The sequence below is a fragment of the Stanieria cyanosphaera PCC 7437 genome (assembly GCF_000317575.1).
Taxonomy (GTDB): domain Bacteria; phylum Cyanobacteriota; class Cyanobacteriia; order Cyanobacteriales; family Xenococcaceae; genus Stanieria; species Stanieria cyanosphaera.
Window position 1 is genome coordinate 2357081 of record NC_019748.1, and the last position, 25446, is coordinate 2382526.

General features: G+C 35.3%; 22 protein-coding genes. 14 read left to right on the forward strand and 8 right to left on the reverse strand.

What is annotated here, in order from left to right; translation table 11 throughout:
- The first annotated feature begins 137 nt into the window (after positions 1–137).
- The 3 genes from STA7437_RS10305 (at position 138) to STA7437_RS10315 (ending at position 5570) form a co-directional block, all read left to right on the forward strand.
- A complete protein-coding gene (locus tag STA7437_RS10305; protein ID WP_015193323.1) occupies positions 138–1355 on the forward strand; it encodes an RNA-guided endonuclease InsQ/TnpB family protein in 1218 nt (405 codons plus the stop codon).
- Between the two features lie 161 nt (positions 1356–1516).
- Positions 1517–4399, forward strand: coding sequence for a two-partner secretion domain-containing protein (locus tag STA7437_RS10310; RefSeq protein WP_015193324.1), 2883 nt, complete (start codon positions 1517–1519; stop codon positions 4397–4399).
- A gap of 91 nt (positions 4400–4490) precedes the next feature.
- Entirely contained in the window at positions 4491–5570 is a 1080-nt protein-coding gene (locus tag STA7437_RS10315; RefSeq protein WP_015193325.1) for a hypothetical protein, read from the forward strand.
- On the opposite strand, the gene STA7437_RS10320 is transcribed toward STA7437_RS10315, so the two are convergent.
- Both STA7437_RS10320 and STA7437_RS10325 read right to left on the reverse strand, forming a co-directional pair.
- Complete coding sequence (locus tag STA7437_RS10320) at positions 5551–7053, reverse strand: serine/threonine-protein kinase (protein WP_015193326.1); 1503 nt, start codon at positions 7051–7053, stop codon at positions 5551–5553. The two genes, STA7437_RS10315 and STA7437_RS10320, sit on opposite strands and share 20 nt — an antisense overlap.
- A 245-nt stretch (positions 7054–7298) precedes the next feature.
- Positions 7299–7850 (reverse strand): peroxiredoxin, encoded by a 552-nt coding sequence (locus tag STA7437_RS10325; RefSeq protein WP_015193327.1) that lies wholly within the window; start codon positions 7848–7850, stop codon positions 7299–7301.
- A 157-nt stretch (positions 7851–8007) separates the two neighbouring features.
- Here STA7437_RS10325 and sat point away from each other — a divergent pair, with 157 nt between their 5' ends.
- A complete protein-coding gene (gene sat, locus STA7437_RS10330) occupies positions 8008–9180 on the forward strand; it encodes a sulfate adenylyltransferase (RefSeq protein WP_041619309.1) in 1173 nt (390 codons plus the stop codon).
- Positions 9181–9311: 131 nt separating this feature from the next.
- Positions 9312–11597, forward strand: a complete 2286-nt coding sequence (locus STA7437_RS10335; protein WP_015193329.1) for a caspase family protein — start codon at positions 9312–9314, stop codon at positions 11595–11597.
- Positions 11598–11654: 57 nt separating this feature from the next.
- Here STA7437_RS10335 and STA7437_RS10340 read toward each other — a convergent pair whose 3' ends face one another.
- On the reverse strand, positions 11655–12404 hold the full coding sequence (locus tag STA7437_RS10340; RefSeq protein ID WP_015193330.1) for a TIGR04283 family arsenosugar biosynthesis glycosyltransferase: 750 nt from the start codon (positions 12402–12404) through the stop codon (positions 11655–11657).
- 9 nt (positions 12405–12413) lie between these two features.
- On the opposite strand from STA7437_RS10340, the gene STA7437_RS10345 reads away from it, so the two are divergent.
- Both STA7437_RS10345 and STA7437_RS10350 read left to right on the forward strand, forming a co-directional pair.
- A complete protein-coding gene (locus STA7437_RS10345; RefSeq protein ID WP_015193331.1) occupies positions 12414–13193 on the forward strand; it encodes a DUF6816 family protein in 780 nt (259 codons plus the stop codon).
- Between the two features lie 244 nt (positions 13194–13437).
- Positions 13438–13992: a hypothetical protein gene (locus STA7437_RS10350; protein WP_015193332.1), complete on the forward strand. Its 555-nt coding sequence runs from the start codon at positions 13438–13440 to the stop codon at positions 13990–13992.
- A gap of 146 nt (positions 13993–14138) precedes the next feature.
- Here STA7437_RS10350 and STA7437_RS10355 read toward each other — a convergent pair whose 3' ends face one another.
- A complete protein-coding gene (locus STA7437_RS10355) occupies positions 14139–15329 on the reverse strand; it encodes an aminotransferase class V-fold PLP-dependent enzyme (RefSeq protein WP_015193333.1) in 1191 nt (396 codons plus the stop codon).
- 167 nt (positions 15330–15496) lie between these two features.
- On the opposite strand from STA7437_RS10355, the gene STA7437_RS10360 reads away from it, so the two are divergent.
- From STA7437_RS10360 to STA7437_RS24845, 4 genes are all read left to right on the forward strand, one after another.
- Positions 15497–17002, forward strand: a complete 1506-nt coding sequence (locus tag STA7437_RS10360; protein WP_041619314.1) for a TM0106 family RecB-like putative nuclease — start codon at positions 15497–15499, stop codon at positions 17000–17002.
- A gap of 212 nt (positions 17003–17214) precedes the next feature.
- The gene (locus STA7437_RS10365) at positions 17215–17448 is read left to right on the forward strand and encodes a hypothetical protein (protein WP_015193335.1); all 234 of its coding nucleotides are present in this window, start codon (positions 17215–17217) and stop codon (positions 17446–17448) included.
- Between the two features lie 141 nt (positions 17449–17589).
- Entirely contained in the window at positions 17590–17835 is a 246-nt protein-coding gene (gene psaC / locus STA7437_RS10370) for a photosystem I iron-sulfur center protein PsaC (protein WP_015193336.1), read from the forward strand.
- A gap of 397 nt (positions 17836–18232) precedes the next feature.
- Positions 18233–19288, forward strand: coding sequence for a DUF3747 domain-containing protein (locus STA7437_RS24845; RefSeq protein WP_150109055.1), 1056 nt, complete (start codon positions 18233–18235; stop codon positions 19286–19288).
- Between the two features lie 59 nt (positions 19289–19347).
- On the opposite strand, the gene STA7437_RS10380 is transcribed toward STA7437_RS24845, so the two are convergent.
- Positions 19348–19788: an SRPBCC family protein gene (locus STA7437_RS10380; protein WP_015193338.1), complete on the reverse strand. Its 441-nt coding sequence runs from the start codon at positions 19786–19788 to the stop codon at positions 19348–19350.
- Between the two features lie 308 nt (positions 19789–20096).
- Complete coding sequence (gene miaA / locus STA7437_RS10385) at positions 20097–21002, reverse strand: tRNA (adenosine(37)-N6)-dimethylallyltransferase MiaA (RefSeq protein ID WP_015193339.1); 906 nt, start codon at positions 21000–21002, stop codon at positions 20097–20099.
- Positions 21003–21256: 254 nt separating this feature from the next.
- Between miaA and STA7437_RS10390 the strand changes: the two genes are divergently transcribed.
- Positions 21257–21667 (forward strand): hypothetical protein, encoded by a 411-nt coding sequence (locus tag STA7437_RS10390; protein WP_015193340.1) that lies wholly within the window; start codon positions 21257–21259, stop codon positions 21665–21667.
- Between the two features lie 140 nt (positions 21668–21807).
- Here the strand turns inward: STA7437_RS10390 and lnt are convergent, their stop codons facing one another.
- Positions 21808–23316 carry an apolipoprotein N-acyltransferase gene (gene lnt / locus STA7437_RS10395; RefSeq protein WP_015193341.1) on the reverse strand — a complete coding sequence of 503 codons (1509 nt, stop codon included), beginning with the start codon at positions 23314–23316 and terminating at the stop codon, positions 21808–21810.
- 221 nt (positions 23317–23537) lie between these two features.
- Positions 23538–24596 carry a potassium channel family protein gene (locus STA7437_RS10400; RefSeq protein WP_015193342.1) on the reverse strand — a complete coding sequence of 353 codons (1059 nt, stop codon included), beginning with the start codon at positions 24594–24596 and terminating at the stop codon, positions 23538–23540.
- Between the two features lie 239 nt (positions 24597–24835).
- Here STA7437_RS10400 and STA7437_RS10405 point away from each other — a divergent pair, with 239 nt between their 5' ends.
- Both STA7437_RS10405 and STA7437_RS10410 read left to right on the forward strand, forming a co-directional pair.
- Positions 24836–25141 carry a type II toxin-antitoxin system Phd/YefM family antitoxin gene (locus STA7437_RS10405; RefSeq protein WP_015193343.1) on the forward strand — a complete coding sequence of 102 codons (306 nt, stop codon included), beginning with the start codon at positions 24836–24838 and terminating at the stop codon, positions 25139–25141.
- The gene (locus STA7437_RS10410) at positions 25122–25394 is read left to right on the forward strand and encodes a Txe/YoeB family addiction module toxin (RefSeq protein ID WP_015193344.1); all 273 of its coding nucleotides are present in this window, start codon (positions 25122–25124) and stop codon (positions 25392–25394) included. Before STA7437_RS10405 ends, STA7437_RS10410 begins: the two co-directional genes overlap by 20 nt.
- Positions 25395–25446 lie beyond the last annotated feature (52 nt).

A 25446-nucleotide genomic window follows, 5' to 3' on the forward strand; every position in this document is an offset into this window, starting at 1 on the left:
TAGTGGCAAGCTTTACAGAAAAAACGGGATGTTTGAAAGCCAACTAGCTTTAGCCGTTGGATCAAAAACGACTCGGCAACGGGGCTGTGGCTTGAAACTATGTTATCATTAATTACGTAGTTGGTCGATTACGCAAAATGTTTGTTTTAGAGTACAAGCTTAGAGGAAAAGAATCTCAATACCGAGCAATAGACGAAGCTATTCGTACAGTTCAATTCGTGCGAAATAAATGTCTTCGTTATTGGGAAGACAACAAAGGCATAGGACAAAAGGATATTTATCGATACACGACAGTGCTTAGAAATGAATTTGATTTTGTCAAAGACCTTAACTCTACTGCTTGTCAACAAGCTTGCGAACGTACTTGGACTTCTATTCTTAAGTTTTATACTAACTGCAAGCAAAATATTCCAGGCAAAAAGGGCTACCCCAAATACTCAAAACGTACTCGTTCAGTTGAATTTAAAAAGTCAGGTTGGAAATTAAACCGAGACACCAAAAGAATCACTTTCACTGATGGTAAAAACATTGGTGAATTAAAACTAATTGGGAGTCGAGATTTATTGTATTTCCAAGAATGGCAAATTCAACGAGTACGAATAATCAGGAGAGCCGATGGCTATTTCGTTCAGTTAATGCTTAAACTCGACCCTAGAGATATTACGTTACAGCTAGAACCTACTAAAAAATGTGTAGCAATAGATGTTGGTTTAAAATATTTCTATTGTGATAGTAACAATGAAACAGTTGAGTGTCCTAAATACTATAGGAAAGCAGAAAAAAGATTAAATAAACTGAACAGAAGAAAAAGCAGGAAGTTTAAAAAGAATCAAAAACAGTCCAAGAATTACATTAAAGCTAGGAACAAATACGCCAAGGCTCATTTAAAAGTAACTAGGCAGCGAGAAGAGTTTGCTAAAGAAAAAGCACTCCGTTTAATACAGTCAAACGACTTAATTGCCTACGAAGATTTAAAGGTTAAAAACCTTGTGCGGAATAAAAAACTAGCTAAAAGTATTAATGACGCTGCATGGTCACAATTAAGAAAGTGGATTGAGTATTTTGGTTTGAAGTATGGCAGACTAACAATTGCCGTACCTCCGCACTACACCACGTCAGACTGTCCTGGGTGTGGTAAAAGAGTTAAAAAATCTCTTTCTACTCGTACTCATGTATGTGATTGCGGTATACCAGTACTAGACCGAGACTACGCAGCCTCATTGTGCATTCTCCAAAAAGCTACGATAGGGCATATCGGAAGTTGGTCTAATGAGATATTAGACCTAAACGCTTGGGGAGACACAACCTCTATTCTGGTTGGTAGTAATACCTGCCAAAGTAAGTTGAGTCAGTGAACCAAGAATCCCACGAACTTTATTCGTGCGGAGTGTCAACTAAGCGCAAATATTAATAAAAAAGTTTATTTTATTTAATTAAATTAAATCCTAATCAAGGAAAATTGGTAAAATCACAGGAAATCTGAATGTTTAAAAAGTTTCTCTGAGCAAGTTAAAAAATGAATAAAGCTTTCTCTTCTCTTTTCCAGGTTAGTTTTTTTTCCTGCTGTTTGTTAATTGCAAATAATCCTGTGACGGCACAATCAATTAGTTCTGATGGTACACTTCCCACACCTACAGAAATAACTCCGACAGCTACGGGAGTTGAAATTAACGGAGGAACAACTAGGGGAGGGAATTTATTTCATAGTTTCAAAGACTTTTCTGTACCAACTGGCAGCGAGGCTTTTTTTAACAATGCATCTGATGTAGTTAATATTCTCAATCGCGTTACAGGGGGGAATATTTCTTCAATTGATGGGTTATTAAGAGCGTCGGGTAGTGCGAATTTATTTTTAATCAATCCTGCGGGGATTGTTTTTGGTGAAGGTGCAAGTTTAGATATTGGTGGTTCGTTTTATGGAAGTACTGCTGATAGTATTTTGTTTCCCGATGGCGTAGAGTTTAGTGCGACGGATACGCAGGCAGAACCGATTTTAACGATTAATGCGCCGATTGGGTTGGGTTTTCGTAATGAACCTGGGGATATTGTTAATCGTTCTAACTTTGGTTTAACTGAAACAGTGCTTGATGAAACTGTTAATCCAGCTTTGGCAGGAGTTGAGTTTACTATTCTCAATTCAGTTGGATTAGAAGTTAATCCTGGTAAAACTATAGCTTTAATTGGAGGTAACGTTTTCCTAGAAAATGCTGGAGGAATAACTGCACCAGGAGGAAGAGTCGAATTAGGAGGATTATCTGAAGCGGGAACAATTACGATTAATAATGATGGTAGTTTAACTTTTCCTGATGTAATTGCTAGAGCAAATGTATCATTAACGGGACAATCAAGAGTAAATGTTGCTGCTGATGGTGGTGGATTTATTAATGTTAATGCTCGTAATTTAAGTTTATTAGAGCAAAGTGAATTATATGCAGGTATAGCTGAAGATAGCGGTTTTCCTACTGCACAAGCAGGAGATATTACGATTAATGCTACTGATTCAGTTCAGTTAGTTGGAAGTGGTGGAATTGTTGATAGTAATCCCTATCTATTACAGTTTAATGACTACGATACTGCAATTCGTAATTTAGTCGGATTACGTCCAGGTCTAGAGAGCGATCGCAATTTAGATAGAAATCCTAAAGCTAATAGTACTGCGATAGGGAATGCAGGGTCAATTTTTATTAATACTAATTTATTACAAATTAGCGCTCGCGCTGGGGTAATTGCTAAAACTTATGGACAAGGTAATACAGGCAATATCAAAGTTCAAGCTAATGAAATTCAGCTTAATGGAGGAGACTTTCTCAACCAAGTAATCAAAGGGATAGGTAATGCTGGAAATATAGATATTGAGACATCATCATTATCTGCTCAAAATTTAGCTTTTATTATTTCAAATACTTCTGGAAAGGGTAATGCAGGCAACGTTACTATTAAAGCTGATGAACAAGTTTATTTTGATGGGAGTAATGATACTAATTTTGGTATAACTCAGTTAAATGTTCAGGTACAAGAGGAAGCAGAAGGAAACGGAGGCAATATTCAAATTGATACTGGTAATTTTGTGCTTAAAGGTGGTGCAAGAATTTTTGCTGATACTGCTGGAAAGGGTAATGCAGGAAATGTTGTTATAAATGCTGATAATCAAGTAACACTCGAAGGAGTAGGCGAAAGAAAAAGCGAAATATTTAGTACAGTAAGCAACTCTGCTCAAGGAAATGCAGGAGATATCATTATCAATACTCAAACATTAGATATTAACAATGGTTCAATATTTTCTTATACTGCTGGGAATGGTAACGCAGGAAATATTAAGATTAATGCTACTGAACAATTTTCTTTAGATGGTAGTAATGATCCTGATAATCAAATAACTCAGTTAAATGTTCAGGTGCAAGAGAGTGCAAAAGGAAATGGAGGCAATATTGAGATTGATACAGATAATTTATCTCTTACAGGTAATTCTTTAATATTAGGTGATACTGTTGGGGATGGCAATGCAGGAAATATTTTGATTAATGCTAATAATCAAGTGGCACTAGAAGAAAAAAGTGAAATTGTTATTAATGTTGGTAAATCTAGTCAAGGTAATTCTGGCAATCTAGAAATTAATACCAATTTTTTGTCTCTTAATGATGCCAAATTATTAGCCGAAACAACATCAGATTCAAGTGGTAATATTATTCTCAATATTGATGAAAATTTGACTATACAAAACAACAGTCTGATCTCTGCACGAGCTTTAAATAATGCCGACGGGGGCAATATAAATATTGATACTGATTTTATTGTCGCTTTCCCTAATCAAAACAACGATATCATTGCCGATGCTCAACAAGGAAGTGGTGGCAAGATCACAATTAACGCTCAATCTGTTTTTGGTATCGAAGAACGTCCTTTAAATCCCATTACTAACGATATCAATGCTAGTTCTGCACTGGGCGCACAATTTGATGGAATTGTTGAAATTATCACTCCTGATGTCGATCCTTTTCAAGAAACCTCGGAAACACCAGAAAATATTGTTGAACCAGATCAAGTAGTTGCTGGAGTCTGCGATGCTACTCAAACAGCACAAGATATCCTCGCTGGTAGAACTAATTCTTTTGTAGTTAAAGGAAAAGGTGGTATTCCGCCTACACCTGTTGAACCAATTCCTGCTGAAAACTTGGTTATCAATGGTCAATCTGTAGTACCAAATGCTCAGGTGCAGGGGAGAAGAGAAGTAGACGAGAAAGCTTTACAAGAACAATATCCACCGATTATGACATCTCAAGGTGCGATTTATCCTGCACGGGGAATAGTAAAAAATCCTGATGGTACAGTGATTTTGACTCGCTATCCTACCGATAATACTCAACGTGTTCCTAATAATTCTTCTAATTGTGGTGTTTAACCTCAAAAAATTCTCAAAATGCCATGACAATCTCAATTAAACTTGACTAAGTTTTGATACTTTTTAGAAGTACAAATTGTCAGTGAAATTTATGTCTCAACCTGTACTTTATCTTGCAATTACCAGTCATGGTTTTGGTCATGCTGTTCGTACCGCTTCTGTCGCAGCAGCAGTTCAAAAACTTTGTCCTGAAATTCGCCTCATTTTTGCTACAGTTGCACCCAAATGGTTATTGCAGTCTTATGTAGAAGGGGATTTTGATTATCATCCCCGTGTATTTGATGTGGGAGTAATTCAAAGCGATAGTTTGACAATGGATAAATCAGCAACTTTAGCCAAAATGCAAGCTATCAAACAACAACAAACGGAAATTATTAAGGAAGAAGTTGATTTTATCCGACAAAACGAGGTTAGTTTAATTTTAGCTGATATTCCACCTTTAGCTACTGCGATCGCACAAGCTGCGGATATTCCCTGTTGGATGATGAGTAATTTTGGTTGGGATTTAATCTATCGGAATTGGGGAGAACCCTTTCAAGAAATTGTAACTTGGATTGAATCTTGTTACCAAAAATGCGATCGCACTTTTCGTCTTCCTCTTCATGAACCAATGAGTGCTTTTCCTAATATCATTGATGTGGGTTTAACTGGAGGAACACCTCGTTATACTTCGGAACAATTACAAGCTCAATTTAATCTTAAAACTTCTGTAGAAAAAACTATTTTACTTACTTTTGGCGGGTTAGGATTACAAGCTATTCCGTATCAAAATTTATCTCAATTTTCTGATTGGCAATTTATTACTTTTGACCGACAAGCACCAGACTTACCAAACCTAATTAAAATTACAGATAATCACTATCGTCCAGTTGATTTTATGCCGATTTGTGGCAGAGTAATTTCTAAACCAGGCTATAGTACTTTTGCTGAAGCTTTACGTTTAGAAACACCAATTGTATCTTTAACCCGTCAAGATTTTGCCGAAGCTTCTTTTTTGCTTGAAGGAATTACTAATTATTCCCAGCATCAAATTATAACTCCCGAGCAATTTTGGCAAGGAAATTGGGAATTTCTGAGACAACCGCTGTTATCTCCTCGTTTAAGTTCTACTTTAGCTAAAGATGGTACAGAAACTATTGCTAAAGAGGTAATTAAATCTTTGTCAAACTAAAGGAATTAATCATTTTTTTAGCAGTATCTAAAAATTTAGAATATTTAGCTCGTTCTGCTGTATAAGTCACGATATAAATTTTATCATTTTTAATAGTAAAAGTTTCCATCTGACGGAGATTTATACCATTTTCAATTCTCGAATAAAGTAAAGAACGAGCAGGTAGTTGAGCTAGTTTAGTTTTTTGTTGACTATAAATAGATAAAGTAGCATCTTTATTGCTCGCTAAACTATCAGTAATTCTTTCACTATATTCATCTAAAGTACTTAAATCTTCAGTTAATTCCTCCACCGTAACTGAAACTTTTTCTTGAAATATATCTGCTTCAGATTCTAAAGGAGAATAAAAAACAACTACTTCTCCAGTGATAGGGTCTTCTAATTCTTCAAATGACCAATTTTCTGGATATCTGATCTCAAGATTATATTGATTATTAATATATAAAGCAAAATTTCTATACAAATTTTTTTCAAGACCAGCAAATAAAAGTAATAATGCTCCTATAAAAGGCAAAATTAATAACATCCAAACTAAAATTTTTTTCCAAGCTAGTTGTTGTTTATTTTTAGAAATTCTAGGCGGGATTTCTGTATAAGGAGGACTAACTATAAATGGAGGAGGAAGAGTAATCACATTTTCTTCTCTTTCTAATTCTGTTAAAATTTCTACCGCCGACTGATAGCGATCGCGATAATTTGGTTCAAGCATCTTTCGCAGAATTGTAGTTAATCTGGTACTAAAATCAAGTCCAGCTAAATCTATTTTTTCTACTTGAGATAAAGGATTGGCAGAAATTAAATTAGAATTCGGTAAAGAACCAATAAAAGCGAAAATTGCAGTTTTACCTAAAGCATAAATATCGCTATTATAATGAGGATTTCCTTCCATTTGTTCTGGAGGAGTATAACCTAAAGTTCCCAAAACAACAGTAGGCGGATCTGCTGGCGAATTATTAATTGGTAAAGTTAAGTTTTTGATTAAACCAAAATCAATTAAAACAATTGAACCGTCAGAACGACGGATTAAATTAGAAGGTCGAATATCTCGATGAATTACTCCTTGTTGATGCACAAAATCAAGAATTTTTAAAACATTTTTTAAAAGCTCAATAACTTCAGCTTCATTCAAAGTATGTTCTTGAACTTCTGCCTCTAAATTTTGACCTTCAATAAACTCTTCAACAAAATAAAATTGTTTTTCTTGTTCAAAATAATCGAATAATTGAGGAATATAAGGATGTTTTCCTAATCTTTTTAACGTAATAGCTTCCGTAATAAATAATTTCTCTAAATTATGCCATAATTGAGGTTCTGATTTTAAAGAAAAACTACTAATTTGAGGTTGTAGTTGTTTAATAACACATTGCTGATGCTCCGATTTACTTCTATCTTCAGCTAGATAAGTAATACTCGCATTACTTTTACCTAATTCTCTGACAATAAAATAACGCCCCCGTAATATTTTGCCAACAATGGACTTCATAAAAAACTCTCGAATAAGAAATAAAATATAGTAGTTTACTTGAGCAAAGGAAAAATAGTATTTATTTACCTTTAAATATAGTAAGCTAACCTCAAAATTTTAGTCATAAATAACAAGATTACAAAGTTGAAGACCGTTTTATTAGTTTTTATTTTGGTCTTCAACACTATGCTAAAACAAATTAAACTTAATTGTTGCGATATCATAAGTGCAAATCGCGCAAGATACTAACGAATGATTTATGATTAATTAACAGCAATTAAGCGGTCTAAATTAGCTAAAACTTCTTGACTGTGAATACTAGGTCGAACACCTAAAAATATCTCTCGCAAAATTCCTTGGGGATCGATTAAATAAGTATGACGCAAAGACATTGAACCTAACCAAGAACCATAAGCTTTACTAACACTACCATCTGTATCTGCTAACAAAGGAAATTTTAATCCTTCAGAATCACAAAACTCAGTATGAGAAGCAACGTCATCAGTACTAATACCAATAATTTGAGCATTTCTTGCTTGATACTTGGCTAGATCTTGTTGAAAACGACGAGCTTCTAAAGTACAACCAGGAGTAAAATCTTTGGGATAAAAATACAAAACTACCCACTTACCTTGATAGTCAGAAAGGGAAATTTTTCCATCACCTGTATTAGTTGGAAGAGTAAATTCTGGTGCTGGTAGATTTAAAGCAGGTTGTTGTCCTCCTAGTGCTTGGGCCGAAGCTAAAAAATTAAAAGAAATTAGAACAATTAGGCAACTTGCTAATAAAATCTTTTTCCAAAAATTAAGATGCATAGTGACACAAAATATGTTTTACTTAACATAAGTTAACAAGTTTTAGGATAAAAAATTACGAAAAATTATTTTGGTAATTGATTGCTAAAGTAACATCGTAATTTTCAAGAGTTTGTTAGAATCGTTGCTCGCAGGCAGCTAATAATATAATATGAATATGAGTTTGAATACAGATACAATAGCCCCCCACGGTGGTCATCTAATCAATCGTATTGCCACAGCAAAAGAAAAAGAAGAATTTTTAGCTCAAGCTAATTTTTTACCCAGATTACAATTAGACGAGCGAGCTACCTCAGATTTAATCATGATTGCCATTGGTGGTTTTAGCCCTCTCAAAGGTTTCATGACACAAGCAGACTATGAAAGTGTAGTTGATGATATGCGTCTGGCTAATGGACTACCTTGGTCAGTTCCTATAACTTTATCTGTAAGTGAAGAAGTAGCAGCACCTTTGCAAGAAGGAAGTTGGATTCGTTTAGATGATTCTGACGGAAATTTTATTGGGGTGTTAGAGTTAAACGAAAAATACCGTTACAACAAAGTTCATGAAGCGGTTAACGTTTATCGTACCGATGAAGATAAACATCCTGGAGTCAAAGTAGTTTACGAACAAGGTGCAATTAATTTAGCTGGACCAGTGTGGTTACTTGAGCGAGAATCTCATCCTCTTTTTCCTGCTTATCAAATCGATCCTGCTGCCTCAAGAGCAATGTTTAGGGAGAAAGGATGGAAAACAGTGGTCGGCTTTCAAACCCGTAATCCTATTCACCGCGCCCACGAATATATTATCAAATGTGCTTTAGAAATTGTTGATGGTTTATTTTTGCATCCTTTGGTAGGTGCAACCAAAAGCGATGATATTCCTGCTGATGTGAGGATGCGTTGCTACGAAATCATGCTGGAAAATTATTTTCCTCAAGACAGAGTAATTTTAGCGATTAATCCCTCCGCAATGCGCTATGCTGGGCCGAGAGAAGCAATTTTTCACGCTTTGATTCGTAAAAATTATGGCTGTACTCATTTTATTGTTGGTCGTGACCATGCCGGAGTAGGCGATTATTATGGCACTTACGATGCTCAATACATTTTTGATCAATTCAAACCTGAAGAATTGGGGATTGTTCCGTTAAAATTTGAACACGCTTTTTACTGTACTCGCACAGACCAAATGGCGACTTCCAAAACTAGTCCTAGCACTAAAGAAGAGCGAATTCATTTATCGGGTACTAAAGTAAGAGAAATGCTACGTCGAGGAGAATTACCACCTCCACAGTTTTCTCGTCCTAAAGTAGCTGCTGAGTTAGCTAGAGCAATGCAAATTGAGTCTTAAAAGTTTTATATAAAAATTTTTAATTGGTTACGAGTTGAAAGTTACTTGACTTTTACTTGTAACCTTTTTTACTATTATCCGACAATTAACAGTTATTCCTGGTAGGCTGATAGCTGAGATTCTGAAAGCTTATGGCTGATATGAAATTAAATCGGCGAACTTTGTTGCAACAGGCAGGATTAGCTCTGCTAAGTTTGGGAATAGGAGAGACAAGAATTGGTCTTAAAGTCCCTCAAATCAAAGCTTATGGGCAGGCTTTAGCACAAACAACTAATCGGAAATTAGCTCTTTTGGTTGGGGTTAATGACTATTCTCAGCATCAGCTTGATGGTTGTGTGACTGATGTCGAACTACAACAGGAACTACTGATTAATCGCTTTGGTTTTAATGCCAAAGATATTGTGACTTTAACCAATCAACAAGCTACAAGAGAAAATATTGAAACTGCTTTTGTAGAACATCTAAGAGAACAAGCGCAACCAGAAGATGTAGTGGTGTTTCACTTTAGTGGTTATGGTAGTCAAGTCAAAATTCCTTCTTCTGATATCGCTACTAGTGAAGAAGCAGTAATAAATTATCAGTTAGTTAATAGTTTGTTGCCTATAGATGGGATTTTAGCTACTAAAGGAACACCAGTAGGGAATGATTTACTTGAAGAAACTTTAATTTGGTTAGCGCGATCGCTCTTGACCGAAAAAGTTACAATGGTATTAGATACTAGCTTTATTAATAGCAAGCAATCAATGAAAGGCAATTTACGAGTTCGTTCTTTTTTAGAAGTTGCTGAACGTGCTAGTCCTGAAGAAATAGCTTTTCGTGAACAATTACAAATTAAACTAGCAAGTCTTAAGGGAAAATCAGTTCATCCTGGAATAGTTTTAGCTGCTGCTAGTCAAGATCAAATTGCTGTCGAAAAACGCTGGAATAATTTTAGTGCTGGTTTATTTACTTATGCCTTGACTCAGTATCTTTGGGAAGTTACCGCACCTAATCGGGTACAAGTAACATTAGAAAGAGTTACCGAAACAGTTAAAAATGTCATGGGGAATCAACAACAACCCACAATTATTGGTGACTCTCAACCTTTATTTACTTATTATTTGATGCCAACTAGTTTGATAGGGGCAGAAGGAATTATTAAAAATATTGGCGATAATGACTCAGTTTCTTTAAAATTGACAGGATTACCTGCTAAAATCATTGATTATTATGGAGTTAGTTCTTGTTTGTTGGTAGTCAATCCCGATAATTCAACTTCATCGGAAGAATTAACTTTAGTACAAATTCGTTCGCGTGATGGCTTGATGGCAAAAGCCCAAATCCTTCATCAAAAAGATGTTGTCAATCCAATTAAGGTAGGACAATTAGTTCAAGAATATATTCGGGTAATTCCTCGTAATGTTGGTTTAATAGTCGGTTTAGACCGAAATTTAGAAAGAATCGAACGAGTTGACGCTACCAGTGCTTTTGCCAACATTGGAGTAGTTGACGGGGCAATTTCAGTAGGAGAACCAAATGTAGATTGTTTGTTTGGTAAAATAGAGCGTACCGTTTCTAAAGCAGTTGCTACTCAGTCTGATTCTAACGTAGGAGAGAGTGGCACAAGCACTACCACTTCTTTTGGTTATGGTTTATCTTCTGTTAGTGGTATCACAATACCCCATACAGTAGGAGTAGCTAATGAAGCAGTCAAATCAGCAATTACGAGATTAACACCTCAGTTTAAAAATTTATTGGCAGTCAAATGGCTAGAATTAACTTTTAATCAAACTTCTTCGCGTTTACCTGTGGGAATTTTTTTAGAATCAATTGATAAAAATAATAGCTCTTTGATTCTGCAAAGGTCTACCCGTGCAGCCAAATTACTTAATCAACTTGCTTCTCAAGATTTATCTTTAACCCAAACTGATTTTCCTACGATTAATAGTGGTTCTTCACTACGATTACAACTAAATAATTATACCGATCGCACTCTTTATGGTATCGTTTTGGGGATAGATGCTGACCGCAATTTATTTGTACTTTATCCACCTCAATACAATAGTAAGGAAGAGCAATTTAAATTACAAGATATTGCGATCGCTCCTGGTCAAAAATTAAACTTACCTGAAACTCAAGACGCTTGGCAATGGAAAATTGCTGGTTCTTCAGGAATGATCAGTCTGTATGGTATTTTTTCGACGTTACCATTTAAACAAACTTTGGCTGCTATCTCTGCACCACCTAATTTAAAATTTGAGTCGGAAGCAATTCTTAATCTCGCTAATTCTTTGGAAGTAGCAAAAGCACTGATGCAAGATTTACACTTAGCTAGTCAAGTCGGTACGGAGATTATCGGTTTTGCTAATGATGTTTATGCTTTAGATGTCAATGTTTGGGCCACTTTAAAAATGAGTTGGGAGTTGGTCAATAATTAAATAAATAGGTCAAAGTTAAAAGTTAGAGACGTGTCGGCGACACGTCTGTACTAAAGTTCAAAATTTTTTGTTTCTGCCTATTTGTCGATAAAAATTTCGTAGTTTTGTCGGAGAAATACCTAGATAGTAACCCAAAATAATCAATTGATTGATCGCAGTAGTTTGCCACACTCCTAGTTTTTGCCAACGACGGGGAGAAGTTAACACCGCAGCAGATGCGATAACTATTTTGCCATGACTTTTTAATCTTTCGATCAATTCAAAGTCTTCCATGATTGCTAAGTTAGGATAGCCTCCAAGCTTATCAAAAGTAGATTTTTTGAGGAAAATAGCTTGATCGCCATAGGGAAGAGATAACAAACGCGATCGCAAGTTGACCATTGTTTCAATTAATCTAAAAGATTTTGTTTGACTATCAATAGCTAATTCAAAAGCACCAGCAATTACTTGAGATGAAGATAGGGTTTCTAAAATTAATGATTGATAATTAGCAGGTAATTGAGTATCTGCATGAAGAAAAAGCAGAATATCTCCTTTCGCTATTGCTGCACCTGCATTCATTTGGTAAGCTCTTCCAGGTTCAGATGCAATCATTAATTTAAGCTTATTCTCCCCGTCTCCCCATCTCCCTCTCTCTGCAAAACTAACACCCATTGCCAAAACAAGTTCAACACTTCGATCCTGACTCCCACCATCTACAATAATTACTTCAACGTCTTGATTGTCTTTAAGTCGCTCAATAGCTGTTTGAATAATTGCTGCTTCGTTAAAAACTGGGATAATAATGCTGATAATTGGCTGAGTCATGATAATTTTATGGTTTTTTTGCTTCGGATCGCTTTATTTTTATTAATTATTTTTTTTAGTTATAGTCAAGTCGCAGTAGCTTCGGTACTAGCAGATCGAATTGAGCAATATCCCAACTGGAATAGTAAACCACCAGTACAAATTGCTAAGGGAGATTTAGTTTATCCTGAATGGATTAATGGGACTTGGAATGTTACCAGTACTTTAACCGAACAAGTTGCACCTCTAGCACCAGATTTAGTTACGCCTGGGTTTGAAACCAATCAAAAGTATTTAAATCAACCAGTCAACTTTCAGGTAAGATTTGGTAAGGAATATTTTATTGCAGACAAGAATTTATTATTACCCCAAAGTTTTAATCAAATACCAGTAGTTGCAGATCGCGTTTTTAATAGTCAAAATATTGCTCAAGCTTATTTGGGGAATGGTAGCGTTTTCAAAGTTAAAGTCGATCCAGAAAATCCCAATCAACAAATTACTTTGCTCAAAGGCGGACGCAAGTTAATTTCAACTGTAACTGAGCGTGCTAGTGAAATACCAAATGCAGAGCGATTTATTGCTACAGAAGTCACTCAACAATTATTCCGCAGTCCCCAAAGAATTTATTTAAATAAAGTAGAAACTACTACCTCTTATCAATTAATTCAACCAGATTTAATCAAAGCTGACCAGTTTACCGCAATTTATCTTTCTCCTCAAGACCCTGATTATTTTAAAGCAATTAATCGTCCTGTGGCTATCTATCGTTATCGTTTAAGTTTACAAAGAAATTCACCACAAATTTCATGATCAACTTTTAATTTGCTTCTTATACCAATTTGAAAAAAGGATGCGACACATCCTGTAAGGGCGATTGGCCAATCGCCCCTACAAAAATATTATTTGATTTGGTATTAAATACGTCTTTATCCCTAGAAAATTTTAAAAAGAATCTTTCTCAAGAAGGAGGGGAATCGCTCAATCTCCTGGTTATCGTAAAAGGAATAGTTTAACTTACTGTAATTTATCTAAATTTGATTTGGAGATCATAGCGATGGCTGATATGACAACCCTAGAAACAAAGCTTGCAGATCTAAAGCTGTTTCAAAACGTTTTAATCGAATGCGCTCAAAAACTAATGGCAGCGACAGATGATCAAACGATCCGCGAGCGACTAGAAAAAATGATTACAAGCGATCGCGAAAATCTTGGCTCGATTGAAAAGGCTATTGCTCAAGTTGGTAGTACCGCTCAACCCCGCGATATCACTCAAAAACACGCTGAAAAAGTCAGTCAAATGATGGATGGCTCTGAGCTTACATTGTATGATAAATTCTTTCAGTTTGAGTTGCTCAAGCATCAACAGACGATGAATGGATTAGTAATTCATAAAGTTGCTCAGTCTTTAGACGATAAACTACAAGCTGCGGTAGAACCTCTTAATAAAGTCAATTTTGAAAATCGCGCTCATCAAGAAGTTCTTAAAGGTGTTCTTTACTTTGTCGGAACGCGAGAAATGGCTGGTAAAGAGCCAGATATGGGACTTTGGGCTAGTATTGAACAAGGTATTGCAGCCCTCAAAGGTGTGGTAAGCAGTGTAGCTAGTTAATATCAATTAGTAAAATATTTGCTACCAATAGATTGTTGTTTAAGTAATTACTAATTACTAATTAAATAATCACCGTTTAATACAGCAAAACCAATAGCGCGATCGCATTAGGGCGATCGCGCTAGCTGCTACTTGTTTGGTAGAATTTAAAAACTCGCCTCAATTGCCTCAACTAATCGATCAATCTCTTCAGGTAAAGTTAGATAATGAACACAGGCGCGAATGCAATCGGGATGATAAATAGTTCTGAGAAAAAATCCTTGAGCTTCTAAAGATTTGACTAAAGCGTCGTGATTAGGATTCTCTTTAATTTGAAAAGAAACCAATCCTGATTGAGGGGGAGTATCTTTTAAACACTTAATTGCTTTAATTTGAGTTAATCTTTCCCACAGATAACTACTTAATTGACAAATTCTTTGATAGCGTGCTTTAGCATCACCCCATCGTTGATTAGTTGCGATCGCTTGTCTTAACCCTTCATATTCAGGATAAGCAGAAGTAGCAACTTCAAATTTTCTCCCGTCTTCTTTCCACTGTTGCGGTTGTCCCTGGGCATCGGTTTCTACGCCACGCCAACCAATAAAAGTCGGTTGCAGTTGACTAAAAGCTTCAGGACTAATATACAATCCGCCTACTCCAGCAGGGCCACATAACCATTTATGCCCAGTAAAAGCATAATAATCTACTTGTAATTGAGGTAAATTTAAAGCCAAACAACCAACTGACTGCGCCCCATCTACTAAGACTTGAATTTTGTTGTTACTCGCAGGATAAGTATGACAAAGTTGAACTATTTCTGCTAGAGGTAAAACTTGTCCCGTATTCCATAACAAATGACTCAACACTACTAAACGAGTCTGAGGAGTAAGATGTTGCTCAATAATGGCGACAGGATCGCCTTGATTTAAAGTTTTTAAAATCGGACAAATAACTACTTCAACCCCAAAACGACGAGCAATTTCGCCGACAGTAGCAATTACTCCTGGATGTTCGCAATCAGTCATTAAAATTTGCTCACCCGCTTGCCAATTTATCCCCCAGAGTGGAATATTACAACCAGCAGTTACATTTTCTGCGATCGTAATTGTTTCGGGTGTAGTTGCTAATTCTTCGGCAATCGTGGTTCTTAAACGAGCAATATTTTTGCCAATCCAAGCATTAATTTCTACAGAAAATGGCCCCACTTGTTGAATATATTCATGAGCGTTCATAATTGCGTCTAAGGCAGGGCGAGCCATCATTCCTTGACCGCCAAAGTTAAAATAAGTTTTATTATGTAGTCCAGGAAACTGCTGTCGATGTTGTTCGATTGTAGTTGTCTGGAAACTGCTAGTCATAATAATCAGGGATTGTGAATTTTTGTCAGTATATCTCGAATCAATAATTTTTTATCTCAAGCTAATCATAACGATTATTCTAGAAGCAATCTGATGAACTACAGAATCTTAACCAAGACTGGACTTTATTGCAGCAATGTCGGCGGACGACTTACTAAAATGCCATGATGCTATTAACCGATGAACAAATCTTAAATTTCAAACGCTGTCGTCGCCGTACCTATTTAGATACTTATGGTAATCTTCAAGAAAAAGATGCGACTAAAGAGTTTTTGTTGAAGTTGAAAAAAGAACATCAAGCTCATATTAACAATGTGATAGCTTGTCTTGGTTTAAACTATCATCAACCGATCGCTTCCTCAACACAATGGTGGGATAAAGCTGCTGAAACTCTTGCCTTAATGCAGCAAGGAGTAGATTGTATCTATGACGGAAAATTAGCTCTTAGGGCATTTAATTGGCGATCGCTTTGGGAAGACAATGTAGAACATTCTAACTCTACAGAAGAAATTGTTTTTTTGGCAAGTCCTACTTTACTGATCAAACAACCAGGTAGCTCTATTTTTGGTGATTGGGTTTATCTTCCAATCAATGTTAAATTAGGTCGTCGTCCTAAACCAGAATACAAACTAATTGCTACTTTCCAGGCTCAAATTTTAGCGACTATTCAAGGAGTCTTACCCAGTCAATCTCAACTGATTTTACGTCAACAAGATAGCTACTTGATAGACTTAGAATATTGGCTTCCGAAAATGCGAGCGATCGTAGCTGATTGTCTTGAAATGTTATCAGTCGAAGCTGAACCAGAAGTATTTATATCTCGTCAGCGATGTAATTTATGTCATTGGTATAGTCATTGTTATAATCAAGCAAAATCTCAACAGCATTTGTCTTTAATTCCTGGAGTAACTCCTAAACGTTACGAATATCTAATTTCGATTGGAATTGAAACAGTTGAATCTCTGGCCGATTTAACTCATCGCAACCTTGAAGAAAACATTGGTACAGATATTGCTATTCAATTAAAAAAACAAGCACTAGCCATTTTACAACAACAACCAATCTTAAAATCTGAGCTTAATTCAGTCATCAAAAAAACTATTACCCATGCAGGAATTGAATTATATTTTGATATTGAAGCTGAACCAGACCTTAATTTAGATTATCTTTTAGGCGTTTTAGTAGTAGACAAACAAAATAAAAGCGAAAAATTCTATCCGTTTTTAGCAGAAAATCCAGAAAGTGAAAGAATTATTTGGCAACAATTTTTAGATTTAGTTAATCTTTATCCTTACGCACCAATTTATCATTATTCTGAATACGAGGTAGATACAATTAAACGTCTCGGTAAACTTTACGGCACACAAAAAAAACACATTTTATCGATAATATCTCGTTCGGTAGACTTACATTCTTTGATCACTAAATCAGTATTTTTACCTGTAGAAAATTATTCTTTAAAAACTTTAGCTAACTGGATAGGTTTTCAATGGCGTGACCCTGGTGCTAGCGGAGATCAATGCGTATGTTGGTATGATGGATGGTTAACCACCAAGAATCGCTCTTTACTGGAAGCAATCTTACGTTATAACGAAGATGATTGTCGTGCTACTCGTTATCTGAAAGATTGGTTAGTAGAATTTACTTTACAGTCTCCAATAACTAAAAATTGAGAACAAAATAATTGTTTTCAAATGAGTTAAATAAAATTCAATTTGAAGTTATGCAAAGAAGTTTGACAATATCGATCATTTGGCTATCTAAATAACTATTTTGAACAGAAAGCTAAGGTAAAGTGAATAGTATAAAGATCAAACAAGTGTAGAGAAAACAAACAACACTTTTTGCGTCTCTTAACCACCAAACCGATTAAGAGGTAATTGTAATGATGATCCCCATGTTTCCCTTACTATTATTGATAACTGCACTTGGAAGTATAATTTTATATTTACGTACTGCTCATGATATTTTTGGCGTATTGGCAGTAGGCACTACAATTGTTTGTTTGATTTGGGGACTAATTATTGCTCATTGGTCAATTCATTTACTGGCGTTGCTTGCTCTATTATTCATCAGGAAGCCTATTCCACTAGGTAGTTTAGTTTCCGATCAAAAATAATTAAGCCAATTCCTGTTACAGAATTTGAAGTTATGTAGCTTTTTGCATGAGGGGAATCTTGCCATAAGGTAAACTAGCCCTTAATCCCGAAGAAATACCCTTACATAGGAGAACACTCGGTAAATAAGGAGCCGATATTAAATGTCTCATAGCGTAAAAATCTACGATACTTGTATTGGTTGTACTCAGTGCGTACGGGCTTGCCCCACGGATGTACTAGAAATGGTGCCTTGGGACGGCTGTAAAGCTGGTCAAATTGCATCCTCTCCTCGTACAGAAGACTGTGTAGGTTGTAAGCGGTGTGAAACTGCTTGTCCTACCGACTTTTTAAGTATCCGTGTCTATTTAGGGCCTGAAACTACCCGTAGTATGGGTCTTGCTTACTAAAGATCGAAGAAAATTCGTCTACTCAAGACGGAAAGAGGTTTAAAATTGCTTAATTATATTTGGCAATGGTTGCCTCAGTTTTCTTTGATTTTGCCCAACCAATTATTAAAAGTGGCAATTATTAAGCTCACTTTATATTTTGTCACAATATAGTGTTGTTCAATTTTCCAATTATGCTGCTATCAGTTTAGTTGGGAGTTGACGGCACTATTGTTTTTTGGCTCGATATCTAAAATTTAAATTTTGTTTTTAATTAAAGAAAGAGAAATTAACTGCATAAAAACCAAAAAAAAACGTAAGAAACGATGAGGTCTAAGTTTCGCTGGTACAATTTAACATTATTTATTCTGAATTGGTAATTTTTTTTTAAGCAGTTATTTAGTTAAAATTATTAAAAATGATGACATTTATTCAACGGACAAAATTATTAGCTTTAGCTTTAGGAGCGATCGCTCTTCCACTTTTTACCTCTACTTCCAAAGCAGTCGCTTTTGAAGAACAAGCAGTTAATTCAGGACAATTTTTAGCAGTAGCTGTGCCTTTTGGTTATAAAGAATATCGCTTAGAAATTATCGAGCAAATTCCTGGTAAACAACCTTGTTGGCAAGAAAGTGGTTCTGGTCCGGTTACAGTAAATTTGTTATTAAATAATTTTGACTATACAGGCAGTTGTAAGCGGATTACCAACACTAATGGTTATACTCTCCGTCTCAACGGACAAGACGATGCAGTTTCCTATGTCAACAAAATAGTCGAACGCAATGGAGAACTACAATTAATTGCCTTTCACAAAGACCCCAAATTACCAGATTTAACTATTGGTAGAACTAAAGGATTAACTGCTAATGCGATGAGAGTTTTTCTTGAACCTGGTTGGCAAATCACTAAAAGAGTTCACCAAGGACAAGTTGTCGATCATGTTTATTTAAGTGGTAATTCTACAACAGCTAATAATCCTGTTCCCTTTAATTTTAGTAATTCCAATCTTAGTATCACTAGTCCAACTCCAAATAATCCCTCAGCTAGCTCTTTCCCTACTAATCCTCAAGCAGCAAATACAACAGTTAATCCAACTCCAGTACTAAGTGGCAGCACAATTATGGATGGAGTTTCGCAAGTATATCAAGGCGTTGTTAGTCCAATTTTAGGGTCAATCGTGGGAGGAGTGACTGGTGGTACTCCTCAAGCTACTAGTCAAGCTGCTTGTCAACCTGGTAGTGCGGTTTGGACTGATTCTGGTACAGCACAACAAGTAGCAGTACTAGCGGATGGAACAGTTCAGTTGGGTAATCAGCAGGTAAATATCAAACCAATCTTGACGAATAATGGTATTAATCCTGAACAGTTTTTATCCGGCCCTAATTCGGCGCAACTAGATTTTGATGGTGATGGTGCAGTCGAAGAATTCAAAATTCAACAACCACCCCAAGCTTGTACCTCTACAGGTTATTAGCTTGAGTTGCGGGTTATTTAAACGAGCGCGCGCGCCAATGAAAATAGATACACTAACTATCAAACTTTTGTTTTAAGAGCATAACTTTTAAATCTTTCCATATCAGCCATCAAAGTAGATTCAACAATTCTCCCCAAAAAAAGATTATCCATAATTTTGCCCAAAATCCCGGGGATACCATAGGCTACAGTTAACTTGACAATACTACTACCATGACGGTCATAAAATCTCACTGCACCTCGATTAGGTAAACCATCTACCGATTCCCATTGAATAATTTGACCAGGAACAAGTTTAACAATTCGAGATAACCAAGTAAAGTTAAAACCACCACTAGCTAATTTCCAACGAGATAGTTCGGGATTATCTGCTAATACCTCAACCGAATCAATCCATTTCATCCAACGTGGCATTTGTTCTAAATCAGACCACAGTCCCCATACAGTTTCGATGGGAACATCAACTTCTATTTGTACTGTATGTTCAAGCCAATCTGTCATTAGAATTAAACTTATTTTAATTAATAAAGTAAAAATCGTTAAACGCGATTACGTATTGCACACGGTTTTCTAGCCGAAGGGCCTCGAAGAGAGCAAAATTCTCTGCTTCCCGTCAGCTTTGATTTTAAATAAAGTTATTATCGCATTTTCAAAGCATAAGCCGGAAATGGTTTCAAGTCTGCTCTTAAATATATATTTTATAATCCTACCGAGAAACAATGCATTATATGAGGTCTTGTTGAATAGTTACACCTTAGTAATGATATTTTCTTAGAAAACAACAGTAATTCAGAGCAGTTACCAGTGAATTACGTTATTTTGACAATAGATTGGCTAAACTCTTGGATTTTTTGCCAAACTAATTCTAATAAATTGCGATTATTGACATCAAACCATTCAATTTCGGGATAAGCTCTAAACCAAGTGCGCTGACGTTTAGCAAATTGACGAGTGTGCAAAATTGTTAAGTCTATCGCTTCAGCTAAAGAAATATCTCCTGCTAAATACTGTTTAATTTCGGCATAACCTAAAGTATTTAATAAAGGTAAATCTTGACCGTATTTTTGAATTAAATATGCTACTTCTTTTACTAATCCTAATTCGATCATTTGATGAGTTCTAATTGCGATGCGACGGTTCAATTCTTCCACTTCACCATCTAAACCAATTTGTAAAATAGGATAATCAGGGGGATTTTCTCCTTGTTGTTGGGAAATCGGCTTACCCGTGACATAAAATACTTCTAAAGCTCTTAATGTTCTAACTTGATCGTTAGGATGAATTTTTTGTGCTGCGATCGCATCGACTTGAGTTAACCAAGCATATAGTTGAGTTTGTCCTAAAGTAATCAGTTGCGATCGCAATTCGGGTTGAGGCGATACTCTTGGTATTTTTAAGCCTTTAGTAATTGATTTGATATATAACCCAGTTCCTCCTACTAATAAAGGAGGATCGTTGGCAGCATCAGAAATTAAATTTTGTGCTTTTATTTGATATTCAGCTAAAGTAAAATTTTCCGTTGGTTCGCAAATATCAATTAAGTAATGCGGTACTAATTTTTGTTCTGTAACTGAAGGTTTGGCTGTACCAATATTAAACTTTTGATACACTTGGCGAGAATCAGCACTAATAATTATTGTATTGAGACGTTGAGCTAATTCTAGAGCTAATCTCGATTTACCACTAGCCGTAGCACCACAAATGACTATCAGCATTTTTAATGAAATAAAGTGTCAGACAGCTTAGTATTTTAGAGTAATTACGGTTATTTGACTAAGTATTAATTTGACCAAACTAATTTTATTGTTCACTTTAGTTCATCTTAGCTTTAAAAAAAGCTAGCTTTTTATCAAATTATAGTAAATTTTACTCGAATAAGTCGACAGTAAAAAAGCTGATAAGTTAGTTTTGAATAACTAAAAGAAAACTATTCTTAAATCTAAGTATTTTACAACAAATATTATTAACTATGATTGAACTACTTTATCTCGCTTCTCAAATTCAATGTGGTGCTAATAGTCCACTTATAAATGTAAAAGTCGATGTTTATCATAATCAGGCTCTTGTCAAAACTATGTCATTAAATGAAAAAAGTTATTTCCCAGTTAATTCTCTCAACGATTTAACTTTTCAATATAGATTTGTTAATTCTAGTTGCACTCCTGCAACTCCTACTCAAGTAGTATTAGCTCCTCAAGATGCATTACCAGCCCTACCAGCAGCCTACGATCAACAATCTATTCAACAGTTACTAAATGGTTTAAATAGTTATGAAGAGCTTTTTTTAGTAGAGCTTGGCACTACTAATACAACTAGTTCTGCTTATGACTTACAAGATGTAGTTTTTATCGTTAATAATAATCCTATACTTCCTGATTAATTATATTGATTGAAATTTATTGTTAATAGTTTATGAAGTACAAAAATTAATCAATTTTTCCAACTAAAGTAAAAAAAATATATATTGAGATTCCTAGTTTCTTAGGTAGTTAAATACATCAAGAAAAATTTTGTATTTAATTACCTATTTTTTTTGCATAACCAGATTGTACTCAAACCTAATAAAACAATAGTTAACCAATCACCCCATTTAACATACAAAGTTTTAGTTTTTCTGCGATAAATAGTATCTGCATAAATTGCGTATTGATTAATTTGCGATCGCCATAGAGTATGTCCGCGAGGATCGACTATTGCGGAATACCCTGTATTAGTTGCTCTAGCTGCCCATCGATCAGTTTCAATTGCACGCATGACATCCAAAGCATGATGTTGGGCAGGCATAGCTGAACTATAATGAGCATTATTAGAAGCTGTAATAATATACTCGCCTCCTGCTTTAGCTTGACGACGAAAATGTTCAGAAAAAGCTGACTCGTAACAAATTCCTGCGATCGCTCTTCCAAATGGAGTATCAAAGATTTGATTAGATTTTCCTGGAACTAAATGAGCATCTAAAGGTGAAAGGCGATCGATAATTTTTCCTAAAACTGATTCAAAAGGAATATACTCTCCTAATGGAACTAATTTAAATTTATCGTATTGGCTATAGGTTTTGCCTGTACCAGTAAGCGTAAATAAACTATTAGTATAACTATTACCTTCTTTACCAAAAGCACCAACCCAAGCAGGAATTTTTTCTTTTAATACTGCTTGAGCAAAAGAAGTTTGATTATTAATAATATTCTCCCAATAAAAAGGTAATGCTGTTTCGGGAGTAAGAACAATATCAACTTTTTGTTTGGCTAATCTTTGATAACCTGTAGTGTAACCTTCAATTGCTTTGCGCCAGCCCGTAGGAGATAATTTGATTTCGTTAGGAATATTACCTTGAATAATGCCTACTTTAATAGCTTGTTGATTATCTAGATTAATAGGATATTGATAAAGCCAAAATCCAAATAAATGACAGATAAAAAATATTCCGAAGGGGAGAAAAAAAAATAAATTTTTTGAGTAGAGATTAGTAATTCTTTTTCTAATTAAAATTGCTTCGGCTAGGAAACCGTTGACGGCAACAATCCCGATGGTAATGGCACTAGCACCAGAGATTTTACCAAGTTGCAAAATAATTAAATTATTAGGACTTTGAGTAGAAGCAAGGGAAGTCCACCACAAAGGTGTATAACTCCATAAAGCTTCTAAACTACACCATAACGTTACGCCCAGTAAAACTTTTAAGCAAGAATTGCTAATATTTTGAGATTGAAAAAGATCATTAAACTTTTTAGTAATTATAGTCATCAACACCGACCAAGTAACTACTAAAGCTGTTCCCCAACAAGTAATAAATAACCAACAAAAAATAGCTATTAATAAACTAGCTAACCAAGGTACTCCCATCCAACTCATGGGATGAATACCAGTAATCCAAAATAAAGCTAATCCATAAAAACCAAATCCCCAAATTGAAGCAATTAAAATAGTTTGTGGTAAAGAATTTTTAAATTTAAAAAGTGCTAACCAAAGTGGAACTAAACCAATCCAAGCTAACCACCAGAAATTATTAGGTGCTGGTGCTAGTCCCATTAAAATCCCACCGACTAAACTAAAAATTAGCTTTTTTTTTAAAAGGAAACCAAGGTTTTCTTGAATTGTTTTACTATAAAATATTTGCAAGGATTTAAAATTATTATTAAGAGCTTAAAGATTAAATTTTACAACATTTATAGTATGGCAGATTTGAATTAAGAGAGCGGTTGCACTTAAGGCGATCGCTATAATAAGATCAAGATAGAAAAAGTGATTGTTTAACCTACTTGAGAACCACGATATCGTAATTTACTCTTCAATTCATTAGCTCTAGCAAATTGAGGGATATCGCCTTGATGTCCCATCACAATTACCGTATCTCCTTTCTCTAACAACGTATTATGATCGAGATTTCTAACAATTGTACCGTCTTGTTTTCTCAAAGCGATCGCAATAAAACCCCCTTTTCCTCTCACTTCTAATTCTCTAATAGTTTTGCTGACAAAAGGAGATCCAACAGGAACTGCCAATTCATCGATTTGCACATCAACATGAGATAGTAATTCATTAAGTTGTCTGCGTTCTTCTTTAGTTTCTAGAAAATCTATTGCAGTGGGACGAGTAATTAAACTAGCCATGCGTAATGCGCTGATAGTCGCAGGTAAAACAACCTCATCTGCACCTGCCAATCTTAACTTTTTTTCAGTGGTAGGAAATTCGCCACGAGCCAAAATTTTCAGTTTGGGATTTAAACCACGGGCAGTTAAAGTAATAAAAACATTAGCAGCATCATCTGGTAATACCGTTGCTAATATTTTAGCTTTTTCAATGCCGATCGCTTGAAGCATCTCTTCATCAGTAGCATTGCCGATTTGTGCCAAATATCCCAACGCTTCTGCCTGGGAAATGCGAATGCTATCTCGATCTAGAATAACGAATGGTTGTCTTGCTTCTTGCATCTGGTGAGCTAAGATCTGTCCCATCCGCCCAAATCCACAAATAATTATATGTTGTTTTAGGTTTTCAATATCTTTGTTTTTTTTGTGACTATCCAAAGCTTTATTGATTTCCCCTTCAGCAATCATTTGAATAAAACCTCCTACGGTATAGACTGCTGACGAAGTGCCAGCAATGATCACGAAAATAGTAAAAATTTTTTCTGAGGGAGTTCTTAATGGGTTTACTTCTCCATAACCAACACCAAAAATGGTAATAACTACCATATAGATTGAATCCAATAGAGTCCAGCCAAATAAGCCATAACCAACTACTGCTACCACCAGCGTGGCTGTAAAAAAAGTTGTGCCAATAAAAATCCGTTTAAATGACTCTTGCATGGATTAGGTTGGTAAGCAAATAGAATTAGAGCCGAAGGTACTCCGCCTTTTAAAAATGAAGCGAGGTTCAACTTTGTCGATCTAATCTCACTTGTAGAACTAAATGTTGTATCCAACAGCACAAGTCTGATAGCAGTTACCAGTTATCAGTTATAAAGTAGCAATTAACAATCAACCATCAACTGAATTGATATGTACAGTTTTTATGTACAATTAAATAGATACTGAGCCAAGCAGTTATGTTTTCAATTCAAACTACTTATACTAATGCTCGACAAAATTTAGCCAAATTACTTGATCGCGTGGCTAATGATAATACTATTGCTTTAATTACCAGAAAAGGTCATCCTGATATGGCAATTATTAGAGCCGATGAATTATCTTCTATTTTAGAAACTTTACATTTATTGCGATCGCCTGCAAATGCTCAAAAACTCAATCAAGCTCTTGAACGTTCTTTAGCTAGAGATTCCGAACCTGTGATTGCTTCAGAATCAATTGTAGATTTATGTCAGGAGTTAGGAATTGCCAGAGAACAAAAATAGGGCGATTGTTTTCGATCTGCAATTTCGAGAAGATTTACGTTGGTGGTTTAAACAAGATCGCAACATAGCTAATCGTATTTTAGATTTAGTTGAAGCTATTACTAAAGAACCATTTAAAGGTATTGGCAAACCTGAATGTTTGAAATATCGAGAAGCAAATACTTGGTCAAGAAGAATTACTCAGGAACATCGCTTAGTGTATCGTGTAACTGAAGACAGAATTGATTTTTTGCAAGCAAGATATCATTATTAGTTAGGTTAAATTTTTCAAATTTACGAATAAGTCTAAAATACTTGAGCAACTA

Coding starts and splice junctions, on each gene's coding strand:
- STA7437_RS10305 (WP_015193323.1), top strand. CDS start 138: ATGTTTGTTTTAGAGTACAAGCTTAGAGGAAAAGAATCTCAATACCGA.
- STA7437_RS10310 (WP_015193324.1), top strand. CDS start 1,517: ATGAATAAAGCTTTCTCTTCTCTTTTCCAGGTTAGTTTTTTTTCCTGC.
- STA7437_RS10315 (WP_015193325.1), top strand. CDS start 4,491: ATGTCTCAACCTGTACTTTATCTTGCAATTACCAGTCATGGTTTTGGT.
- STA7437_RS10320 (WP_015193326.1), bottom strand. CDS start 7,053: ATGAAGTCCATTGTTGGCAAAATATTACGGGGGCGTTATTTTATTGTC.
- STA7437_RS10325 (WP_015193327.1), bottom strand. CDS start 7,850: ATGCATCTTAATTTTTGGAAAAAGATTTTATTAGCAAGTTGCCTAATT.
- sat (WP_041619309.1), top strand. CDS start 8,008: ATGAGTTTGAATACAGATACAATAGCCCCCCACGGTGGTCATCTAATC.
- STA7437_RS10335 (WP_015193329.1), top strand. CDS start 9,312: ATGGCTGATATGAAATTAAATCGGCGAACTTTGTTGCAACAGGCAGGA.
- STA7437_RS10340 (WP_015193330.1), bottom strand. CDS start 12,404: ATGACTCAGCCAATTATCAGCATTATTATCCCAGTTTTTAACGAAGCA.
- STA7437_RS10345 (WP_015193331.1), top strand. CDS start 12,414: ATGGTTTTTTTGCTTCGGATCGCTTTATTTTTATTAATTATTTTTTTT.
- STA7437_RS10350 (WP_015193332.1), top strand. CDS start 13,438: ATGGCTGATATGACAACCCTAGAAACAAAGCTTGCAGATCTAAAGCTG.
- STA7437_RS10355 (WP_015193333.1), bottom strand. CDS start 15,329: ATGACTAGCAGTTTCCAGACAACTACAATCGAACAACATCGACAGCAG.
- STA7437_RS10360 (WP_041619314.1), top strand. CDS start 15,497: ATGCTATTAACCGATGAACAAATCTTAAATTTCAAACGCTGTCGTCGC.
- STA7437_RS10365 (WP_015193335.1), top strand. CDS start 17,215: ATGATGATCCCCATGTTTCCCTTACTATTATTGATAACTGCACTTGGA.
- psaC (WP_015193336.1), top strand. CDS start 17,590: ATGTCTCATAGCGTAAAAATCTACGATACTTGTATTGGTTGTACTCAG.
- STA7437_RS24845 (WP_150109055.1), top strand. CDS start 18,233: ATGATGACATTTATTCAACGGACAAAATTATTAGCTTTAGCTTTAGGA.
- STA7437_RS10380 (WP_015193338.1), bottom strand. CDS start 19,788: ATGACAGATTGGCTTGAACATACAGTACAAATAGAAGTTGATGTTCCC.
- miaA (WP_015193339.1), bottom strand. CDS start 21,002: ATGCTGATAGTCATTTGTGGTGCTACGGCTAGTGGTAAATCGAGATTA.
- STA7437_RS10390 (WP_015193340.1), top strand. CDS start 21,257: ATGATTGAACTACTTTATCTCGCTTCTCAAATTCAATGTGGTGCTAAT.
- lnt (WP_015193341.1), bottom strand. CDS start 23,316: ATGGGACTAGCACCAGCACCTAATAATTTCTGGTGGTTAGCTTGGATT.
- STA7437_RS10400 (WP_015193342.1), bottom strand. CDS start 24,596: ATGCAAGAGTCATTTAAACGGATTTTTATTGGCACAACTTTTTTTACA.
- STA7437_RS10405 (WP_015193343.1), top strand. CDS start 24,836: ATGTTTTCAATTCAAACTACTTATACTAATGCTCGACAAAATTTAGCC.